Below are 15015 nucleotides of genomic sequence, written 5' to 3'. Positions count from 1 at the left end.
TTAAGATCGACAGATGTTTATACATCGTCAAAATTAACAATTATTATGCCTAATTTTTATTAATGTCTTCACAAAATATTTACATTTTAGGAATTGAGTCTTCTTGTGACGATACAGCGGCTTCAGTTATACACAATGGCAAGATTTTAAGCAACGTTGTGGCCAACCAAAAAATACATGAAGCCTATGGCGGTGTTGTGCCAGAACTGGCCTCTCGTGCCCACCAACAAAATATAGTGCCTGTGGTAGATCAAGCTCTAAAAAAAGCAAAAATCACTAAAGAACAGCTTAGTGCCGTTGCTTTTACACGCGGACCTGGTTTAATGGGTTCGCTTTTGGTAGGAACATCGTTCGCAAAATCTTTGGCCTATGGTTTAAACATTCCGCTAATTGATGTAAACCACATGCAAGCACATATTTTGGCGCATTTTATAGACGAAGAGGGGTTTAAAAAACCACCCCTCCCTTTTTTAGCGATGACTATCTCTGGCGGCCATACTCAAATTGTGAAGGTAGAAAGCCATTTTAATATGAAGGTAATTGGCGAAACTATTGACGATGCCGTTGGCGAAGCCTTTGATAAAAGCGGGAAAATTTTAGGTTTAGGCTATCCTGCTGGACCAGAAATCGATAAACGCGCAAAACTGGGTAACCCCAAAGCCTTCTCCTTTACCAAACCAAAAGTTGAAGGTTTAAATTTTAGCTTCTCGGGTCTAAAAACAGCAATTTTATACTTTATACAACGCGAAGTAAAAGCTAACCCTAATTTTATTCGTGAAAACCTAAACGATATTTGCGCCTCTATTCAATACACGATTATTGGTATTTTAATTGATAAACTAAAATTGGCCAGTAAACAAACAGGGATAAAGCATATTGCTATTGGTGGTGGTGTTTCGGCAAATTCTGGAATTCGACAAGCTTTAAAAGATGGCGAACAGAAATTTGGATGGACTACCTATGTCCCGAAATTTGAATTCACTACCGATAATGCCGCCATGATTGCTATTGTTGGGTATTTAAAATATTTAGAAAACAATTTTGCAGAACAAGATGTTATGGCTTCGGCACGATTGAAGATTTAATGATTCGCTATTACACAGACATTTACTTTTTACAGCGTACACCTCAAAAATTAATGTTTATGACTTTAAATTTTCGTTTACACTTAAAAACCATGGCATCCTACAAATTATCAACACCGTAAACTAACAACAAGACGCTCAAAACGATACAATAGACCTGTACTGAATGTAAATTCTTTTAATAAACACCCAATTATAAATCGATAGTCATAATTCATTAAAATATTAGCCTCATGCAACTTTTTTATAATCCAGACCTTACAGAACATACCACAGAATTTACGTTTAGCAGAGAGGAAAGCAAACATATTGTAAAAGTGCTACGTAAAAATGTTGCTGATGTTTTACATATTACAAATGGCAACGGCTGGCTCTTTAATGCTGAAATTACCATCGCCAATACAAATAAATGTCACGCTACAGTAACTGCTAAAACTAAACAAAAAAAGAGACATTACCACTTACATTTAGCGGTTGCCCCTACAAAAATGAACGACCGCTACGAGTGGTTTCTAGAAAAAGCTACAGAAATAGGTATCGATAGTATTACCCCTATTATTTGCAAACACAGCGAACGAAAAGTGATAAAACCAGAACGCTATCAAAAAGTTTTACAAGCGGCCATGAAACAATCTTTAAGTTGTTATTTACCCCAACTAAATGAGGCTATCGCCTTTAAAGATTTTATAAAACAAGATTTTAAATCCGATTTATTTATTGCGCATTGCGAAGAAAACGATAGAAAATCACTAAAACAGGAATTAAAACCAAATACAGACATTACCATTTTAATAGGACCAGAAGGTGATTTTTCTGTTAAAGAAATAGAAATCGCACGTGCTCATAATTTTATTCCAGTAACTTTGGGAGACACTAGATTACGCACCGAAACCGCAGCGATTGTTTCCTGCCACGCCGTTGCCTTTATAAATGAATAACTATGAAAAAAGCGCTATTATTTTCAGTTTTTACTTTTTCACTTTTTATTTTAAATGCTCAAGATTTAGCTATTTTAAAATACAAAGGTGGTGGCGATTGGTATAGCAACCCAACGGCATTACCAAATTTAATTGCTTTTTGTAATGCCAACATAAACACTAAAATTAATAAGAAACCAGAGACTGTAGAGGTGGGTAGCACAGATATTTTTCAATATCCGTTACTGCACATGACAGGACATGGACATGTATTTTTTAGCGAAACTGATGTCGAAAATTTACGTAATTACCTTATTTCTGGAGGTTTTTTACATATTGACGATAATTATGGCATGCAACCTTATATTACCAAAGAATTAAAAAAAGTGTTCCCCAATCAAGATTTAGTGGAGTTACCCGTAACACATACCCTATTTAATACTGCCTATAAATTCCCGAAGGGCTTACCTAAAATTCATGAACATGATGGTAAGCGTCCGCAAGCCTTCGGCCTTTTTCATAAGGCTAGGCTGGTTGTACTGTTTACCTATGAAAGTGATTTAGGCGACGGTTGGGAAGATGCCCAAATACACAACAACTCTGCCGAAGTAAGAGAAAAGGCACTGAAAATGGGTGCCAATATTGTTAAGTATGCTTTTGAGAATTAATGTTTTTTCTCTCAAAATAGGAAAGACCCAAAGCAATACAGCTCCTAAATATTAAATATGATATTTTTATCTGAATACTAAAAAAAAATCAACAAAACTTGCAACTCAATCATTACAACTCCAGTTTCACGCCAAAAAAATTCCCAATCATTTTGGTTAGTAATAATGTTTCCAACGCACCAAACATTGGGAGTTTATTTAGAATAGCCGATGCTTTTGGTGTTGAAAAGCTCATACTTTGTGGTGAGCATATCCCTATGGGTCGTAAAATGAAAAAAACCTCAAGATCTACCGAAAAGGCAGTGAATTTTGAGCTTGCGGAGTCGGCTTTAAAAATTGTTGAAGACTTAAAAAACGAAAACTATCAAATTATTGCTTTAGAAATAACTCAAACGAGTACCCCCGTTCACAAATTTAAATTTTCAAAAGAACAACCAATCGCTTTAGTTATTGGCGACGAGAATTTTGGCGTATCTGATGCTATTTTAAAACAATCGGATGCCACAATTCATATTGATATGTTTGGACAAAATAGCAGTATGAACGTGGTACAAGCCACCAATATTGTACTTTACGAAATGACCAAGCAGATTGGTTAAATACTTTAAATTCATCTAAAAATTTAAAAGTACCCACAAGCTAAAACAACAAATAATACTATATTTACAACATGACTTCCAACTCCATATCACATGGTATCTTAAAAGCAATAGCTATTGTAGTGGGTATTGCGTTGCTATTGTATTTTTTGTATCAAATACAATCTGTAATCGTTTATATCGCAATTGCCGCCGTAATCTCGTTAATTGGCAGACCCATTGTGCTTTTTTTACAACACAAGCTAAAATTTAAAAACACTCTGGCTGTTATAGTAACAATGGTTGTTTTAATTGGATTGTTTTTAGGACTGGCAAGCTTATTTGTACCTTTAATTATTAAGCAAGGACAAAATTTATCGCTTTTAGATATAGAATTACTAAAAACTAAAATTGAAACTTTATACACCCAAATAACCTCTTATTTTCAGCTAAACAGAATAGATTTAGAGCTATTTATCAAAAATTATAATCCCTTATCTCAAATTGACTATTCAATAATACCTAATTTTTTAAATGTTGTTGTAAGTGGATTAGGAAATTTTAGTATTGGTTTATTTTCTGTTTTATTTATTTCTTTTTTCTTTTTAAAAGACAGTAAATTGTTTGAAAATGGCATACTTACATTTATTCCAGAAAACAAAGAGTCGCGCTGGAAACAATCTACCATGAAAATAAAGAACCTCCTGTCGCGATATTTTGTCGGACTCATTTTTCAAATATTAATTCTATTCATCATTTACACTATTGGACTACTCATTATTGGTGTAGAAAATGCCGTGGTTATCGCCTTTTTATGTGCCTTATTAAATTTAGTGCCTTATGTAGGGCCCTTAATTGGTGGAGTTTTAATGGTAACTTTAACGATGACAAGCAACCTCACAGAATCTTTTAGCGAGGTTACATTACCTAAGGCTTTCTGGGTACTAATTGTATTTTTAATCGGTCAATTGGTCGATAATTTTGCCAGTCAACCCATTATATTCTCTAAAAGTGTAAAATCGCATCCGTTAGAAATATTTTTAGTAATTCTAATAACGGGTATTCTTTTTGGAGTTGTGGGTTTAATTATTGCAATTCCCGCTTATACCGCTTTAAAAGTAATTTTAAAGACTTTTTTATCTGAAAACAAAATAGTTAAAAATCTTACTAAAGGCTTATAATTTCTATTGAATCATTCTATTATAAATACTGAAATTCAAAATTTTATAAATGAAAATTTAGACAGTAATGTTTCTAAACTCATTTTAAAAGGAACCACATTCGCTTTAGTTGATACCAAAGCAATCATTGAACAAATTGAAGCCAAACGGCGTTGCCAAAAGAAACTGCCTACTTGGTTTAATACTAAAAATATTTACTACCCGAATAAATTAAATATCGAGCAAACCTCTTCAGAAATTACAGCGCATTACAAATCTACTTTAATTAAGGGCACATCTATTATAGATTTAACAGGCGGTTTTGGTGTAGATTGTTTCTACTTTTCTAAACTTTTTAAAGCCGTTGAACACTGTGAAATAAACCCAACACTCTCTAAAATTGTAGCTCATAATTACGAGCAATTAGGGGTTAAAAATATAAAGACACAACAAAGCGATGGCATTGAATATTTAAAATCTAGTAACAGATTATATGATTGGATTTATGTAGATCCTTCAAGGCGTCACGATAGCAAAGGCAAGGTGTTTTATTTAAACGACTGTTTACCTAATATTCCCGAGCATTTGGATTTGCTATTTAAACATTCAGAGAATATACTAATTAAAACCTCGCCATTACTAGATTTAACGGTAGGTATTAAGGAGTTAAAACAGGTAAAAACCATTCATGTGGTGGCTGTAAATAACGAGGTAAAAGAATTGCTGTGGATTTTAAAACGGGATTCTTCCGAAGATATTTCAATAAAAACGGTGAATATTAGAAAAGATAAAAGCACTCATTTTGATTTTTTAATAGATGAAGAAAGCCGTATTCAATCAAATTACAACAAACCGCTCGCCTATTTGTACGAACCCAATAGTGCCATTTTAAAGGCTGGCGGCTTTGATACCATTTCAAATAAACTGCATGTTTTTAAACTGCATCAACACTCGCATTTATACACGAGTGAAACCCTTTTAGAGTTTCCTGGCAGAGGCTTTAAAATTGAAAACGTATTACCCTTCAATAAAAAAATCTTTAAAAAAGAAGGAATTACAAAAGCCAATATTACTACCAGAAATTTCCCTGAAACGGTACAAAATATTAGAAAAAAACTCCATATTAAAGATGGTGGGAATTTATACTTGTTTTTTACCACCGATGTTGAAAATAACAAGATTGTAATTGTTTGTACTAAAACAAATTGAAAGCTTAAAAGAATACAACTCCCCGTTTAATAGCAAGATTTAAAACAACAAAATATTTTTCGCAGTGAAATCTGGTGTTTTCAACTGTAAGTTAGATCTCTTAAGATTCAATACAGTATCTGTGAGGTCTTCGCAACGCATGAAGTAAGATTAAGTGACCACGACATTCTTATTTGTCTTTTAATATAAACGAAACAAAAATGTTTTAAAACCAAAAACGAGGCACTTAAATGCGTGCCTCGTTTTTATTTTATGCTAAGTTTAAAAAACCTTTGAACTTACTCTTGCAAACAAGGTATTTCAACCATTTCATTCACGTCTTTATCGTAATCTACACCTGGCACTTTAAATCCAAACAAATTAAAGAAATCTGCTCTGTAGCCTTCTAAATCGCCAATTTCTGGTAGAGTTTCAGTCGTTACATTTGCCCAAAGTTCTTGTACTTTTTCTTGAATATCCTCACGCATTTCCCAATCGTCAACCCGTATTCTACCTGCCTCATCTAATGCTAAATCTCCACCATATAAACGATGGTTAAACAAACGCTCTATTTGCTCGATACATCCTTCGTGAACGCCCTCTTCTTTCATGACCTTATACAATAAAGAAATATATAAAGGGATTACAGGAATGGCAGAACTCGCTTGTGTTACTAAGGCTTTATTAACAGAGACGTATGCTTGACCGCCAATACCCTTTAAATCGTCTGTAATTTTAAAGGCGGTAGCTTCTAAATGATCTTTAGCACGACCAATGGTGCCGTTTCTGTAAACCGCTTTGGTTAATGCTGGTCCGATGTATGAATAAGCCACCGTTTTAAAATCTTTAGATAAAACGCCAGCTGCTTTAAGTTGATCAACCCACATTTGCCAATCTTCACCACCCATGACTTTAACGGTATTTCTAATATCCTCTTCATTACAAGGCTCTATTGAAACCTCTTTAACCTCGCCAGTATGAAAATCTACTGTACGATTTGTAAAGGTTTCTCCAATAGGTTTTAAAACCGATTTAAAGCGCTCTCCCGTATCTGGATGTGTGCGCACTGGTGAGGCTAAACTATACACTAGCAAATCAATTTCGCCTAAATCTTCCTTAATTAAATCAATAGTTTGTGCTTTTATTTCATGAGAAAACGCATCGCCATTAATGCTTTTAGCATATAAATTATCCTTATGTGCTTGCTCTTCGAACGCGGCACTATTGTACCAACCCGCAGATGCTGGTCGACCTTCGGCAGGCGGTTTTTCGAAGAAAACCCCAATCGTTGCAGCCTCAGATCCGTAGGCGCTTGTAATTCTAGAAGCCAAACCAAACCCAGTGGATGCTCCTATGACTAAAACTTTTTTAGGACCATTTTTAACTGGTCTTTCTTTAATGTACGCTATTTGATTTAATACGTTTTGCTTACAACCTTCTGGGTGAGCGGTTAAACATATAAAACCTCTAGTTTTTGGTTCAATTATCATAATATTGTTTCTAAATATGTAATGCTCTATCGTCTGTTGCCGCTAAGGCAGCTTCTTTAATCGCTTCAGTAAATGTAGGGTGGGCATGAGACATGCGTGACACATCTTCTGCCGATGCACGGAATTCCATGGCCACAACGGCCTCGGCAATCATATCTGCTGCACGGGCACCAACCATGTGTACGCCTAAAATTTCATCTGTTTTTTTATCGGCTAAAACTTTTACAAATCCGTCTAAATCCATACTTGCTCTGCTTCTACCTAAAGCACGCATAGGAAATTGTCCCGTTTTATAGTCTATTCCAGCTTCTTTTAATTGCTCTTCAGTTTTACCAACAGCAGCCACTTCTGGCCAGGTGTAAACCACGTTAGGAATTAAATTATAATCGATATGTGGTTTTTGTCCTGCAATGGTTTCGGCCACAAACACGCCTTCTTCTTCAGCTTTATGCGCTAACATAGCACCTTTTACAACATCGCCAATAGCATAAATATTTGATGCTGAAGTTTGTAAATAATCATTTACTTCAACTTGACCTTTAGCATTTAACTTAACGCCTGCAGCTTCAGCATTTAAACCATCGGTGTATGGACGACGCCCAACAGAAACCAAACAATAATCACCCTTAAACTCAACTTCTTCCCCCTTTTTATTATTTGCTTTAACGATAACCTCATCACCCTTTCTCTCAACAGATTTTACTTGATGAGACGTATTGATTTTAATTTTTTGTTTCTTTAAAACTTTGTTTAATTCTTTAGATAAGCCGGCATCCATTGTCGGTATAATTCTGTCCAAATATTCTAAAACCGTTACCTCTGCGCCTAAGCGTTTGTATACTTGACCAAGTTCTAAACCAATAACACCACCGCCAATTACAATCATGTGTTTTGGAATTTCTTTAAGCTTTAAAGCTTCGGTTGATGTTATGATACGCTCTTTATCGATGTTGATAAATGGTAAATTTGCAGGTTTACTTCCTGTTGCTATAATGGTGTTTTTGGCTTCAATTTCAGTCGTTTCTTCACCTTTAATAACAATATGTGTGGCATCTTTAAAAGTTCCTAAACCTTCATAAACATCAATATTGTTTTTCTTCATTAAAAAATCAATACCACCTGTAGTTTGATCGACAACGGCCTGCTTTCGAGCAATCATTTTTTCAAGATTCACTTTAACATCACCAGGAATTTCAATACCGTGGGCTTCAAAATCTTTCACCGCATGCTCGTAGTGATGCGATGAATCTAAAAGCGCTTTGCTTGGAATACAGCCTACATTTAAGCAGGTACCTCCAAGTGTTGGATACTTCTCAATTAAAGCAGTCTTCATGCCTAACTGCGCACAACGTATTGCTGCAACATACCCTCCAGGACCAGAACCAATAATGGCTACATCGTATGAATTCATATATTATGTTGGTTTAAGTTATCAAAAAAAAACTTCAACATGCGCTTTACATGCTCAAGCAAAAATAAAAGGCAAAAGTACAATAATTATTGTTTTTAATAAACGGCTTAACTCTTTATAATTTTGATAGCCTTTTTAGATTTAATTTTGACGTAATCTTTTAACTTTAAAGCAAAATCGTTTAGCTTTGTAAACCATGCAGAAAAAAATAAACATACAGAATAAAAAGGCGCACTTTCAATACGAAATACTAGACAAATACACCGCTGGAATAGTATTAAGGGGTACCGAAATAAAATCTATAAGACATAGTAAAGCCTCTATTGCTGAAAGTTTTTGTGAATTTAACGATAAAGGTGAACTGTTTTTAATTAACGCTACGATTGAAGAATACGCGTTTGGCAATTATTACAATCACAAGCCTAAGGCTGAAAGAAAATTACTTTTAAATAAAAAGGAATTAAAAAAACTTCAAAAAGACGTGCAAAATAAAGGTCTTACCATTATCCCTTTACGCTTGTTTATAAATGAAAAAGGGTTCGCCAAAGTCATTATTGCTTTAGCAAAAGGTAAAAAACTTTACGATAAACGCGAAACCATTAAAGACCGTGATAACAAGCGTGATTTAGATCGCATTAAAAAAGCTTATAATTGATTTTGAATTTTTAATAGTTTTCTAGATAACACGCCACATGATATTAGCCATGGTATAATTTAACTTTTTACTACTCACTCAACTAGTGTTTTAAAATTTTTAACATGAAAAACAGCATTATAACTCTAATTATCTGTTTATTAAGCTTTTCAATAAACGCACAAGAACCTAAGGAGGAACCTAAAGATTACACGAGTCATGTTTTATCCATAGATAGCATTATTAAAACCTACTACCAAGTAATCTCTGGTGAAAAAGGAGAAGCTAGAGATTGGGACTTGTTTAAATATTTGTTTAAAACCAATGCCAAATTAATTCCATCTATAAAAAATGAAAAAGGTCTTTACACCGTAGGTTACCTGTCGCCAGATGATTATATAAAAACAACAGGTAAATGGCTGGTAGACCACGGTTATTTTAAAAAAGAAATAAACAGGGCGGTAAATACGTTTAGTAATATTAGTCAAGTTTTTAGTACTTACGAAACCTATAAAACCAGCGCAGATACAACCCCAGAAAAACGTGGGATCATAAGTTTTCAACTTTTAAATGACGGTAAACGTTGGTGGATTGTTAATGTGTATTGGACTCAAGAAACCAGAAACAAACTTATACCAAGCGAATACCTTCCAAAACAATAATTTATGAAAAATTCTTTTAAATTAAAACCTGTTATTCTTTCAGTTTTTATTGCAATCATCACAACTTTTTATGCTGTCGCTCAAGAAAAAGCAACTCCTATTTTTAAAGATGGTAAAGCACAAATTGTTGAAGCCTTTAACACGCCAGATAAATGGATAAGACACGATTTGTTTGTTGAAACTTCTTTTGATACCGATGGCGATGGTAAATTAGACCGCATGCATGTGAGCGTAACAAGACCCTATCAAACCGATACCGAAGGTTTAAAACTTCCGGTTATCTACGAGTCTAGTCCGTATTACGCTGGTGTTGCGCCAGATGTGGAAGGCGTGTTTTGGAATGTGAAGCATGAGTTGGGCGCAATGGGCCCAGAACGCACACATCCAGAGGTAACGCGAAGGGGTGAACGCCCAATAATATCGAATTCTCAAATTAAAACTTGGGTACCCAGAGGTTATATTGTTGTACATTCATCGTCTCCTGGCACTGGGTTTTCCCAAGGCTCACCAACTGTTGGTGGCAGCAATGAATCCCTAGCCCCAAAAGCAGTAATCGACTGGCTAAATGGGCGTGCAAAGGGCTATACCGAACCTGAGGGCAATGAGGAGGTTAACGCCTATTGGAGTACGGGAAAAGTAGGCATGACTGGAACATCTTATAACGGCACCATCCCCCTAGCAGCCGCGACAACTGGTGTAGAAGGTTTAGAAGTTATTATACCTGTAGCGCCAAACACCTCGTATTATCACTATTACCGTGCTAACGGTCTAGTGCGTTCTCCAGGAGGTTATTTAGGAGAAGACATTGATGTTTTATACGATTACATTCATAGTGGCGACGTGTCTAAACGCCCTCATAACAACGCTAAAGTAAGAGATACCGAAATGAAAAATGGTATGGATAGAATTACTGGCGATTATAACGACTTTTGGGCGGGACGTGATTACCTAAACCAAATGGCTCCCATGAAAGCCGCCATGCTCATGGCCCACGCCTTTAACGATTGGAATGTTATGCCAGAACACAGCTACCGTATTTATAAGAAAGCGAAAGAAATGGGTTTAACTACACAGATATATTACCACCAATTTGGTCATGGTGGACCACCACCTGTTAGTATGATGAACAAATGGTTTACTCAGTACTTACATGGCATTGAGAACAATATAGAAGCCGAAACCAACAAAGCTTGGATTGTTCGTGAAGGAGACGAAATAGATGCCCCAACACCTTATAAGGATTACCCAAATCCCGATGCTAAAAATGTAACCTTATATTTAACCTCTGGTGCTCCACAAACGGGTGGTTTAACCCTTACAAACACCCCTAATCAAGGTAAAGAAACGTTAGTTGATAATTATTCGTTTACAGGTGAAGCTTTGGCTCGAGCCGAAATTACCGACCACCGTTTACTATATGTAACCCCTAAACTAACACAAGATGTTCACATTTCGGGCATTCCCCAAATTACAGTAAAATTAGCGAGTAGTAAGCCTGCTGCAAATTTATCGGTTTGGCTGGTTTCACTGCCGTGGAATGACAGCAGAAAAGCAAAAATAACCGATAATATTATTACTCGTGGTTGGGCAGACCCCCAAAACCATAAATCATTAACCGAAAGCAAACCTTTAAAACCAGGCAAATTTTACGACATCACATTTAATTTAGAACCTGATGACCAGATTATAAAAGCAGGACAACAAATTGGTTTAATGATATTCTCTAGCGATAAAGAATTTACCTTACACCCTAAACCAGGTACCGAATTAACTATTGATTTGGATAGCACACAGTTGATGCTTCCTGTAGTTGGTGGGATTGAAGAACTCAAGGCAGCTCTATAGCCATAACAGCTCTTCATAAAACTTAAAAAACTGTACCAAGATTTAATTGCTTTTGGTACAGTTTTTTAAGTTTTATAGCCATGCTAAATCAATTATTTATTTAGTTTATTCTTGAAATTGTAAATTAAAATAAATTTGTCATGTCGAAATGAGACACGATGGAGACATCCCACAATCCTACTAAAAAAATAATGAAACCAAATAAAATTATGAGATTTCTCCTAACTTCGAAATGACATCCTCTACAAATTGTCATATCGAAATGAGGCACTATTGAGACCAATAATAATATCTTAGCACATGACAAAAATTAAATTTAAAAAATTTCCTACATGTAATTTTCAGGTTAACCAAGACCTAACAGGTTTCGAAACCTGTTAGGTCTGTATAACATGCAAACTGAAAAACAATGAATATGTGTGGTTTGGGTTTTTGTATAAAATTTTTGCAATCTACTTAGCATAATCCTGCTCAAACAATAACAAAGCCTAGTAAAACTATGAGATTTATCCTAAGGTCGAAATGACAATCTAGACGAAGCTAATAATCTCCACTAGTTCTTATCTTCCAATAAGGGTACAAATCTAAAGTCACCAAATTCGTGTTGTTCAAATTCTTTTGGACCTTTTCGTACAAAAAGCGTCATGGTTTGCACCTCATCGCCCACAGGAATAACCAGCCTTCCGCCTACTTTTAACTGGCTCAGTAATGGCTTTGGCACAAATGGTGCGCCAGCGGTAACAATAATACCGTCAAAAGGCGCTTCTTCTGCTAAACCTTTATAACCATCACCAAAAATAAGTTTTTTAGCGCGATACCCCAATTTTGGTAAAAATTTACTGGTTTTTTTAAACAATTCTTGTTGGCGTTCAATGCTGTAAACATGAGTACCCAATTCGCACAAAACAGCAGTTTGATAGCCGCTACCTGTGCCAATTTCTAAAATTTTATCACCTTTTTTTACGTCTAATAGTTCCGTTTGAAAAGCTACGGTATATGGCTGCGAAATAGTTTGATCTGCCGCAATAGGAAATGCCTTATCTTGGTACGCGTGATCTAAAAAACCAGAGTCCATAAATAAGTGTCTTGGTATATTACCAATAGCTTTTAAAACCGCTTCGTTAGTTATGCCTTTGTTTTTTATCAACTCAACTAGTTGTTGGCGAAGGCCTTTGTGTTTAAATGTATCTTTCAATGGTTGGGTTATTTTCAAGGCTAAAATTAACAAACATTTTTAAGTAAAAGTCATTTTAAACACAATTTCTTTTAAGTACCGATTAATCAAAAAATTAGAGAAAAATCATCTATTTCGAATGTTAAATATATTATTTTTGTTGAAAACGTATATGTATGTTAAAAGCTGGAGTACTAGGTGCTGGACATCTAGGCAAAATTCATTTAAGACTTCTTAATCAGTCTGACAAATACAACCTTATTGGTTTTTATGATGCAGATGCCGAGAATGGTAAAAAAGTTGAAGAAGAGTTTGGTTATAAATTTTTCGATACTATTGAAGCCCTTATCGAAGCCGTAGATATGGTCGATATAGTAACCCCTACATTATCGCATTATGAATGTGCAAAGCAAGCCATTGCCAAAGGCAAACACATTTTTATTGAAAAACCAATAACCAACACGGTTGAAGAGGCCGAACATATTAGAGAATTATTAGCCGAGCACAACCTTCGCGGCCAAGTAGGTCATGTAGAACGCTTTAATCCTGCGTTTACAGCGGTAAAAAACGATATTAAATCGCCCATGTTTATTGAAACGCATAGATTGGCCGAATTTAATCCGCGTGGAACCGATGTGCCTGTAGTCTTAGATTTAATGATTCATGATATTGATATTATTCTTAGCGTCGTAAAATCGAAAGTAAAAAATATTTCTGCAAGTGGGGTTTCCGTAATTAGTGAAACACCAGATATTGCCAATGCCCGTATTGAGTTCGAAAATGGCTGTGTTGCCAATTTAACAGCCAGTAGAATATCACTAAAAAATATGCGCAAAACACGCTTCTTTCAAAAAGACGCCTATATCTCGGTCGATTTTTTAGAAAAAAAATGCGAAGTGGTTAAAATGAAAGATGCCCCAGAGCATCCTGGTGATTTCGATATGATTCTTCAAAATGCCGAAGGTGTAAAAAAGCAAATCTATTTTGATAACCCAGAAGTTGCCAATAATAATGCTATTTTAGACGAGCTAGAATCTTTTGCCGATGCCATTAATAATAACACCACACCTGTGGTGACTTTGCACGACGGTACTGAAGCTTTACGTGTAGCAACCATGATTATCAATCAATTTTAAAAACGTTTAAGGTTGTACTATTGTAATCCAGAACAATTTAAAAGATAATAACATAAAAATTTTCGCTTTCGCGGAAATAAAAAATAGCTTAATATGAAAAACATCGCAGTAATTGGAGCAGGAACTATGGGTAATGGCATTGCTCATACCTTTGCACAAAGCGGATTTAAAGTTCAGCTTATCGATATTAGTGAGGTTTCGCTAAAAAAAGGCATGGAAACCATTTCTAAGAATTTAGATCGAATGGTTGCCAAAGAAAAAATAAATGAAACTGATAAAAACAAAACGCTTGCCAATATCTCGACCTTTACCACTATAGCTGAAGGCGTTAAATTGGCAGATTTAGTAGTTGAAGCTGCTACCGAAAACATCGATTTAAAACTAAATATATTTAAACAATTAGAAGCAGCATGCCCAAGCCATACCATTCTTGCTACTAATACCTCTTCAATTTCTATTACTCAAATTGCAGCCGTAACCCAACGACCAGAAATGGTTATTGGAATGCATTTTATGAATCCCGTTCCCATCATGAAATTGGTTGAAATAATTCGCGGTTACAACACAAGCAACGAGGTTACACATACCATTATGGAACTCTCTAAAACCTTAGGTAAAGTTCCTGTAGAAGTAAACGATTATCCTGGTTTTGTAGCCAATAGAATTTTAATGCCTATGCTAAACGAATCGATTGAAGCCTTATACAATGGCGTAGCTGGTGTTGAAGAAATTGATACCGTAATGAAATTAGGTATGGCACATCCCATGGGGCCCTTACAGCTCGCAGATTTTATAGGTTTAGATGTTTGCTTATCTATTTTAAATGTGATGTACGACGGGTTTAAAAATCCTAAATACGCCCCTTGTCCTCTATTAGTAAATATGGTTCAAGCCGGTAAACTCGGTATAAAATCTGGCGAAGGTTTTTATGATTATTCTGAAAATAGAAAAGCCGAGAAGGTTTCTAAGCAGTTTTTAAAGTAAGCTTGATACGGCTAACTATTCGGCTAGAAAAGCTAGAAAATGGAAACTAGAGTTTAGAGGCTAGAGGCTAGAGGCAACATTAT

14 protein-coding genes are annotated in these 15015 nt (G+C 35.4%); 11 read left to right on the top strand and 3 right to left on the bottom strand.

The window, feature by feature from the left end; translation table 11 throughout:
- Positions 1-62 precede the first annotated feature (62 nt).
- The 6 genes from tsaD to FEZ18_RS11800 all read left to right on the top strand — a co-directional run bounded on the left by tsaD (position 63) and on the right by FEZ18_RS11800 (position 5617).
- The gene (tsaD, locus tag FEZ18_RS11825) at positions 63-1085 is read left to right on the top strand and encodes a tRNA (adenosine(37)-N6)-threonylcarbamoyltransferase complex transferase subunit TsaD (RefSeq protein WP_153268508.1); all 1023 of its coding nucleotides are present in this window, start codon (positions 63-65) and stop codon (positions 1083-1085) included.
- 233 nt (positions 1086-1318) lie between these two features.
- A complete protein-coding gene (locus FEZ18_RS11820) occupies positions 1319-2023 on the top strand; it encodes a 16S rRNA (uracil(1498)-N(3))-methyltransferase (RefSeq protein WP_153268507.1) in 705 nt (234 codons plus the stop codon).
- 2 nt (positions 2024-2025) lie between these two features.
- Positions 2026-2670 carry a DUF4159 domain-containing protein gene (locus FEZ18_RS11815; RefSeq protein ID WP_153268506.1) on the top strand — a complete coding sequence of 215 codons (645 nt, stop codon included), beginning with the start codon at positions 2026-2028 and terminating at the stop codon, positions 2668-2670.
- Between the two features lie 152 nt (positions 2671-2822).
- Entirely contained in the window at positions 2823-3269 is a 447-nt protein-coding gene (locus tag FEZ18_RS11810; RefSeq protein WP_317164439.1) for a TrmH family RNA methyltransferase, read from the top strand.
- A gap of 71 nt (positions 3270-3340) precedes the next feature.
- Complete coding sequence (locus FEZ18_RS11805; protein WP_153268504.1) at positions 3341-4429, top strand: AI-2E family transporter; 1089 nt, start codon at positions 3341-3343, stop codon at positions 4427-4429.
- Between the two features lie 6 nt (positions 4430-4435).
- Entirely contained in the window at positions 4436-5617 is a 1182-nt protein-coding gene (locus FEZ18_RS11800; protein WP_153268503.1) for a THUMP-like domain-containing protein, read from the top strand.
- A gap of 278 nt (positions 5618-5895) precedes the next feature.
- Here FEZ18_RS11800 and fabV read toward each other — a convergent pair whose 3' ends face one another.
- Complete coding sequence (gene fabV / locus FEZ18_RS11795) at positions 5896-7086, bottom strand: enoyl-ACP reductase FabV (RefSeq protein ID WP_153268502.1); 1191 nt, start codon at positions 7084-7086, stop codon at positions 5896-5898.
- A gap of 10 nt (positions 7087-7096) precedes the next feature.
- Positions 7097-8497 carry a dihydrolipoyl dehydrogenase gene (gene lpdA / locus FEZ18_RS11790; RefSeq protein WP_153268501.1) on the bottom strand — a complete coding sequence of 467 codons (1401 nt, stop codon included), beginning with the start codon at positions 8495-8497 and terminating at the stop codon, positions 7097-7099.
- Between the two features lie 196 nt (positions 8498-8693).
- On the opposite strand from lpdA, the gene smpB reads away from it, so the two are divergent.
- The 3 genes from smpB to FEZ18_RS11775 all read left to right on the top strand — a co-directional run bounded on the left by smpB (position 8694) and on the right by FEZ18_RS11775 (position 11638).
- Complete coding sequence (gene smpB / locus FEZ18_RS11785) at positions 8694-9152, top strand: SsrA-binding protein SmpB (protein ID WP_153268500.1); 459 nt, start codon at positions 8694-8696, stop codon at positions 9150-9152.
- A 104-nt stretch (positions 9153-9256) separates the two neighbouring features.
- Positions 9257-9793, top strand: a complete 537-nt coding sequence (locus FEZ18_RS11780; protein WP_153268499.1) for a hypothetical protein — start codon at positions 9257-9259, stop codon at positions 9791-9793.
- A gap of 3 nt (positions 9794-9796) precedes the next feature.
- A complete protein-coding gene (locus tag FEZ18_RS11775) occupies positions 9797-11638 on the top strand; it encodes a Xaa-Pro dipeptidyl-peptidase (protein WP_153268498.1) in 1842 nt (613 codons plus the stop codon).
- A 553-nt stretch (positions 11639-12191) separates the two neighbouring features.
- Here the strand turns inward: FEZ18_RS11775 and FEZ18_RS11770 are convergent.
- On the bottom strand, positions 12192-12833 hold the full coding sequence (locus tag FEZ18_RS11770) for a protein-L-isoaspartate(D-aspartate) O-methyltransferase (protein ID WP_153268497.1): 642 nt from the start codon (positions 12831-12833) through the stop codon (positions 12192-12194).
- 155 nt (positions 12834-12988) lie between these two features.
- Here FEZ18_RS11770 and FEZ18_RS11765 point away from each other — a divergent pair, with 155 nt between their 5' ends.
- Together FEZ18_RS11765 and FEZ18_RS11760 are read left to right on the top strand one after the other, a co-directional pair.
- Complete coding sequence (locus FEZ18_RS11765; RefSeq protein WP_153268496.1) at positions 12989-13948, top strand: Gfo/Idh/MocA family protein; 960 nt, start codon at positions 12989-12991, stop codon at positions 13946-13948.
- A 93-nt stretch (positions 13949-14041) separates the two neighbouring features.
- Positions 14042-14932, top strand: a complete 891-nt coding sequence (locus FEZ18_RS11760) for a 3-hydroxyacyl-CoA dehydrogenase family protein (RefSeq protein WP_153268495.1) — start codon at positions 14042-14044, stop codon at positions 14930-14932.
- Positions 14933-15015 lie beyond the last annotated feature (83 nt).

The sequence above is a fragment of the Oceanihabitans sp. IOP_32 genome (assembly GCF_009498295.1).
GTDB lineage: Bacteria > Bacteroidota > Bacteroidia > Flavobacteriales > Flavobacteriaceae > Wocania > Wocania indica.
The sequence above is the reverse complement of the archived record's forward strand: the minus strand, read 5'-3'. Positions and strand labels throughout refer to the sequence as shown.